The organism is Thiocapsa sp. UBA6158, from assembly GCF_002423035.1.
Lineage (GTDB): Bacteria > Pseudomonadota > Gammaproteobacteria > Chromatiales > Chromatiaceae > Thiocapsa.
The window spans coordinates 22,420-29,396 of sequence record NZ_DIUM01000126.1 but is presented as its reverse complement, the minus strand read 5'-3'; the positions used below and the strand labels follow the sequence as shown (position 1 = coordinate 29,396).

Sequence of the window (6,977 nt, the reverse complement as noted above, 5' to 3'; positions counted from 1 at the left end):
ACGCATCAGTTTCGGTCACACCCCCGGGAAGATCCCGATGCCGAGTATCCGATCGAGGAGCCGACCCGTCGGTGCATCACGCCGCTGATGCCGATACACAGAAAGGGTTCGGCGCAGCCGGCGGCCGTGTGGAGCCTGCAAGAGCAGGTGCGGGTCGACGGATGGTCAGCGGACGTTCTCCAATGTCCGGAACCGCGCCTTCCGGAAAAGTCTGCACAATCAAACCGGCGCTAGGCGCGTTGTTGCTCTCGTGCCCGACCGAGCGGGGAACGCCCCGCCGCCGGGCCGCTCGCCCCTGTCGAGGATCCCGACCCGGATCCCGAATCCGATCTGTTTTTCCGAATCGGCGTGACGCCGGCAGACCGGTAGACTATCCGGCCGGCATCCCCTGCCGCCATCGTCGAACCCCGATCAGGACACCCGTGGATCCCAGCTTCGTCCATCTGCATCTGCATTCCGAGTATTCACTGGTCGACGGACTGGTGCGGATCAAGCCGTTGGTCAAGCGTGTCGCCGCGCTCGGGATGCCGGCGGTCGCCATCACGGATCAGTGCAACTTCTTCGCCCTGGTGCGCTTCTACAAGGCCGCGGTCGCGGCCGGACTCAAGCCGATCGCGGGGGCCGACCTGCTGGTGCGCAACCCGGAGGACGCGAACAAGCCCCACCGTCTGGTGCTCCTCGTCCAGGATGCGATCGGCTACCGCAATCTCACGCGGCTCATCTCGCGCGCCTATGTCGAGGGCCAGCACCTCGGGGTGGCGCACGTGGCGCGCGACTGGATCGCCTCCGCCGCCGAGGGTCTGATCGCGCTCTCGGGCGGGTCGCAAGGCGATGTCGCTCAACTGCTCCTGAACGGGCATCGCGAGGCCGCCGAGCGGCGTCTCGCGCAGTGGCTCGCGGTGTTCGGCGACCGCTATTACCTGGAGCTGGTGCGCACCGGGCGCGAGCAGGAGGAGGCGCTGGTGGAGGCCAGCGTCGATCTGGCCATCCGCTCGGGTGTGCCGGTAGTGGCGACCAACGACGTGCGCTTCCTCCATCCCGAGGACTTCGAGGCGCACGAGGTGCGGGTCTGTATCCACGAGGGGCGCACCCTGGACGACCCGCGTCGTCCGCGTCGCTACAGCGCCGAGCAGTCGCTGCGCAGCCCCGCGGAGATGGCCGAACTCTTCGCCGATCTGCCCGAGGCGCTGGAGAACTCGGTCGAGATCGCCAAGCGCTGCAACCTCGAGCTCACCCTCGGGAAGAACTTCCTGCCGGATTTCCCGGTCCCGGCCGGGATGACGATGGACAGCTATTTCGCCGAGGCCTCCCGGGTCGGGCTCGAGGAGCGCCTGCAGCGGATTCTGGACCCGGAGTCGCCAGACCTCGCCGAGCAGCGCCGGCCCTACGCCGAGCGGCTCGATCTGGAGCTGTCCGTCATCATCCAGATGGGCTTCACCGGCTACTTCCTGATCGTCGCGGACTTCATCCAGTGGGCCAAGGCGCAAGGTATCCCGGTCGGACCGGGACGCGGCTCGGGCGCGGGCTCGCTGGTCGCCTATGCGCTGAAGATCACGGATCTGGACCCGATCGAGCATGATCTGCTGTTCGAGCGCTTCCTGAATCCCGAGCGCGTCTCCATGCCCGACTTCGACGTCGACTTCTGTATGGAAGGCCGCGACCGGGTCATCGATTATGTCGCCGGGAAGTACGGTCGCGAGGCGGTCTCCCAGATCATCACCTTCGGCACCATGGCGGCCAAGGCGGTGGTGCGCGATGTCGGGCGCGTCATGGGGCATCCCTACGGGTTCGTCGACCGGGTCGCCAAGATGGTGCCCTTCGAGCTGGGGATGACCCTGGAGAAGGCGCTCGCCGAGAGCGACGATCTGAAGGCCGCCTACGAGGACGACGAAGAGATCCGGACCCTGATCGACATGGCCCGCAAGCTCGAAGGTCTGACGCGCAATGCCGGCAAGCATGCCGGCGGCGTGGTGATCGCGCCGACCAAGCTGACCGACTTCGCCCCGCTCTACTGCGAGCAGGGCGGGGAAAACCTGGTCACCCAGTTCGACAAGGACGACGTGGAGCAGGTCGGACTGGTCAAGTTCGACTTCCTGGGTCTGCGCACCCTGACCATCATCGATTGGGCGCTCAAGACCGTGAACGCGCTGCGTCGCGAGGCCGGCGAGGCGCCGATCGACATCGAGCGGATCGAGCCGCAGGATGCCGAGGCCTTCGCGCTCCTCAAACGCTGCGAGACCACCGCGGTCTTCCAGCTGGAGTCGCGCGGCATGAAGGAGCTGATCAAGAAGCTCCAGCCCGACAGCTTCGGAGACATCACCGCGCTGGTGGCGCTCTTTCGTCCCGGCCCGCTGCAATCGGGCATGGTCGACGACTTCATCAATCGCAAGCACGGACGTGCCGAGGTCGCCTATCCGCACCCGGATCTGGAGCCTATCCTCAAACCGACCTACGGCATCATCCTCTATCAAGAGCAGGTGATGCAGATCGCCCAGGTGCTCGCCGGCTATTCGCTCGGCGGCGCCGACCTGCTGCGCCGGGCGATGGGCAAGAAGAAACAGTCGGAGATGGATAAGCAGCGCGCCATCTTCGAGGAAGGGGCGGTTGCGCGCGGGGTCGACCGAGCAATCGCGACCTATATCTTCGATCTGATGGATAAATTTGCCGGTTACGGCTTCAACAAGTCTCACTCGGCCGCCTACGCCCTGGTCAGCTATCAGACCCTCTGGCTGAAGACGCACTACACGGCGGCCTTCATGGCAGCGGTGCTGAGCGCGGACATGGACAACACCGACAAGGTGGTGACCTTGATCGAGGAGTGTCGCGCGCTGCGTCTGCGGGTCGAGCCGCCGGCGGTCAATCGCTCGGCCTATCGCTTCACCGTTGCCGATCCGCGCACCGTCATCTACGGCATGGGCGCCATCAAGGGTGTCGGCGAGGGTGCGATCGAGACGATCATCGCGGCGCGCACGTCCGAGGGTCCCTTCCGCGATCTGTGGGACTTCTGTCGGCGGATCGATCTGCACAAGGCCAACCGACGCGTTCTGGAAGCCCTGGTGCGCGCCGGCGCACTCGATGAGCTGGGTCCGAACCGCGCGACCCTGATGGCCGAGCTGCCCTTGGCGCTGAAGCTCGCCGAGCAGCACCATGCGACCCGGGCGGCGGGCCAGGCGGATCTCTTCGGTGCACTGGAGCCGGTGGCCTCGCCCGAGCCCGATCCCCAACTCGCGACCGAGGTCCGGGCCGACTGGGAAGACGAGCAGCGTCTGGCAGGCGAGAAGGAGACACTCGGACTCTACCTGACCGGACATCCGATCGATCGCTACGAGTCCGAGCTCCAAGCGATGGCGGTCAGCCGCATCGCCAAGCTCCTGGAGACGGATCGCGAGCTAGGTCGGCGCGACCGGCGCGATCGCGAAAAGCGCAGCGTCGCCGGCCTGGTGGTCTCGGTGCGTCACGGCAAGACACCGCGCGGGCGCATGGGCTCGGTGATACTCGACGATCGCACGGGACGCATCGAGATCACCGTCTTCTCCGAGCTCTACGAGCAGTTGCGTCATCTGCTGGTGCCGGATCAGATCCTGCAGGTTTCCGGAGCGCTCACTTTCGACGAGTACCGAGACAGCTGGTCCTTGCGTGCCGACGACGTGCGGACCTTCGAGCAGGCGCGGGCGAGCATGGCCGATCATCTGCGGCTGATCCTGGATCTCTCGGACCCCGCTGCCCACGCCGATGGCCTTGTCCGGCTCGATGCCCTGCGTACCGCACTCGCCGCCTTTCGCGACGGGGATCTTCCGGTCCGCCTGCGCTATTGCCGTCCCGGTGCGGCAGGCGAGCTGGTACTCGGCGACGCCTGGCGTGTCGAGCCGACCGATGCACTGCTGAAACGTCTGCGACAGCTCCTCGGGGGCGACGCGGTCAGCGTCGTCTACGAACGCTCGCCGTTGCCGGTAGCGCAGACCGAGACGCAACGTCCGCGTCTGGCGGCGGTAGGCTGATGCAGACCGGACGTCTCGTTCGACAAATCCTCGCCGTCACCCTGCTGATCGGGGCCGGCTGGTTGATGGTCGGCCTGATCGGCGATCTGAACCGCGTGAAGGCCCTGAAGACGGATCTCGCCGAGATCCACCATATCCGTTATGGGCTGCTGGACGCCGACGTCTGGGTCGCGCGGATCGGGCAGATCCTGGAGAAGCGCGTCGACGAACTGGATCTCACCGAGGCCAGCCGGGAGCAGGTGACCGCGGCCGTGACCCAGTTGCTGGATACACTGATCCGCGAGATCGAGCGCAATCTCAGTCAACGGCGCCCCGACCCGGGCGGAAGCTGGCTGGACCAGCTCCAAGGCGCACTGCAGCAAGGTTTGCAGGATCTGCTGCTGGACGTGGCGCGTCTGCGCGACCGGGTGCCCGAGTACGCCGATGCCTTTGTCGAGCAACTCTCCGTGCCCGGCGTGAAGGAGCAGATCAAGGCCCGGTTGCGGGTGCTGCTTCGCGATGCCGTGGCCTCGAGCGGTGCGGGTACCGATCGACGCCCGTTGGAGGCCGTCTTGGTGGGTTATGGCTGTGCGGATGTCGATGCCTGCTCACGCCTGATCGCAACCGAAATCGGCGCGCTTCAGCCGCGGATCCAACAACAGCTCGGGGCCGTGATCGGGCTGACGGCCTTGGTCTTCATGGTCTCGCTCATCGGCGGTGGCCCGCGGGGGCAAGCCTCGGGCAGGGCGACCGATCGGCCCGCTCCGGTCCTGCTCTTCGCACGCGTCGGCGCGACCTTCCTCCTGCTCGTCGGCGGGCTTGCCACACCCATGATCGAGGTCGATGCACGCATCGGCGAGCTGGCCTTCCGGCTCCTCGGCGAGCCGGTCGTCTTTACCGACCAGGTGCTCTATTTCCAGACCAAGAGCATCTTCGACGTGATGCGGATCCTGTTCGAGTCCGGTCAGGCCGACATGCTCTTGGTCGCCGTGCTCCTGACCCTCTTCAGCGTCGTCTTTCCCGCCCTCAAGCTCTTGGCGACCTATGCCTATTACTATGATGCCGGCGGGTCGCGCGAATCGGCGACGGTACGATTCTTCGCGCTCAAGTCAGGTAAATGGTCGATGGCAGACGTCATGGTCGTCGCCATCTTCATGGCCTATATCGGCTTTGATGCCTTGGTCGGCAACCAGCTCGGCAGCCTTCGGGGCGCGAGCGACGCGGTCGCCGTCTTGACCACCAACGGCACTTCCTTGGAGCCAGGCTTCTATCTCTTCCTCGGCTTCGTTCTTGCCGGACTCCTCCTGTCAGGTGCACTGGAAAACCGTCTCGACCGGGATCGATAGGCTGCGGCGAGGAACGCAAGTGCCTTGTCGTCGACAGGGGCGATCGGCCAGGGCGCGGCCATTCCTGCATCGAGATGGCCCGTTCCGTGCTTAAGATTTCCGGGTGCACTTTTGAACCCCAACCGGAGCCCGTCGCGATGACCACCAGAGAATTCGACAGCATCGTCATCGGAACCGGACCCGCCGGGGAAGGCGCGGCGATGAAGCTCGCCAAGGCCGGGCATCGGATCGCCGTCGTCGAGGCACACACTGCCGTGGGCGGGGGCTGCACCCATTGGGGCACCATCCCCAGCAAGGCGCTGCGCCACTCGATCCAGATGCTTGCGGACTATCGGCGCAACCCGCTGTTCCAACACACCCAACATCAAATCGAGGTGGCGTTCCCGGATCTGCTGCGAGCCGCGGACGGCGTGATCAACGATCAGGTCCGCACCCGGTATCGCTATTATCAGCGCAATCGGGTCGAGGTCGTGTTCGGGCGTGCGCGCTTCCTGGGCGAGGATCGGATCGAGGTCCAACGCCCGGGTAGCGTCACCGAAGAGCTGCGCGCCCGGCACATCGTCATCGCCACGGGCTCGCGCCCCTATCGGCCGCCGGATGTGGATTTCACCCACCCGCGCATCCGCGACAGCGATACCGTGCTCGGACTGAAGCACACGCCGCGATCCATGACCATCTATGGTGCAGGTGTCATCGGCTGCGAGTACGCCTCGATCATGAGCGCGCTCGATGTGAAGGTGAACCTGGTCGATTCACGCGACCGACTCCTGTCCTTTCTCGACGACGAGATCACCGACGCGCTCGGCTATCACCTACGCCAGCAGGGCGTGGTGATCCGACACAACGAAACCTACGAGCGTGTCGAGGCCGGCGACGACGGCGTGGTACTGCACTGCAAATCAGGCAAGAAGTTCAAGACGGACATCCTGCTCTGGGCCAACGGACGAACCGGCAACACCCACGACTTGGGACTCGAAACCATCGGACTGACACCCAATCAGCGTGGACAGCTCGAGGTCAACAAGAGCTACCAGACCGCCTTGCCGCACATCTATGCCGTCGGCGACGTGGTCGGTCAGCCCGCGTTGGCCAGTGCCGGCTACGACCAGGGGCGATTCGTCGGCGCACATATCGCCGACGGCGCCTGCGACTGGTCGCTGATCGAGGAATTCCCGACCGGGATCTATACGGTCCCGGAGATCAGCTCCGTGGGGCGCACAGAACGTGAGCTCACCGCACTGCAGATCCCCTACGAGGTCGCCCAGGCGGACTTCAAGAGTATCGCCCGTGCCCAGATCACCGGGCACACGGTCGGCATGCTCAAGCTCCTCTTTCACCGCGAGACCTTGGAGATCTTGGGGATTCACTGCTTCGGCGAGCAGGCCGCCGAGATCGTGCATATCGGCCAGGCGATCATGTCCCAGCACGGCGAGGCAAACAGCATCCGTTATTTCACCGAGACCACCTTCAACTATCCCACGATGGCGGAAGCCTATCGGGTCGCGGCGCTCAACGGCCTGAATCGGCTCTTCTAAACCGCGCCCAGAGCGAGATGCTCGCTTTCGGGTGGACTCGATGTTTGGTGCAGCCACGGTCCTTAGCGGGGGCGCGGTTTAGGATAATAATAGAATCAATAATTTAAGTTGCGACGGCG

3 protein-coding genes are annotated in these 6,977 nt (G+C 65.1%); all 3 read left to right on the top strand.

The features are described 5' to 3' along the window. The first annotated feature begins 422 nt into the window (after positions 1–422). The 3 genes from dnaE (at position 423) to sthA (ending at position 6,858) form a co-directional block, all read left to right on the top strand. Entirely contained in the window at positions 423–3,998 is a 3,576-nt protein-coding gene (gene dnaE, locus B4N44_RS17150; RefSeq protein ID WP_296703416.1) for a DNA polymerase III subunit alpha, read from the top strand. Further along, entirely contained in the window at positions 3,998–5,323 is a 1,326-nt protein-coding gene (locus B4N44_RS17145) for a paraquat-inducible protein A (protein WP_296703414.1), read from the top strand. The genes dnaE and B4N44_RS17145 overlap by 1 nt, the downstream gene beginning before the upstream one ends. Before the next feature lie 137 nt (positions 5,324–5,460). Then, positions 5,461–6,858, top strand: coding sequence for a Si-specific NAD(P)(+) transhydrogenase (gene sthA, locus B4N44_RS17140; RefSeq protein ID WP_296703410.1), 1,398 nt, complete (start codon positions 5,461–5,463; stop codon positions 6,856–6,858). Positions 6,859–6,977 lie beyond the last annotated feature (119 nt).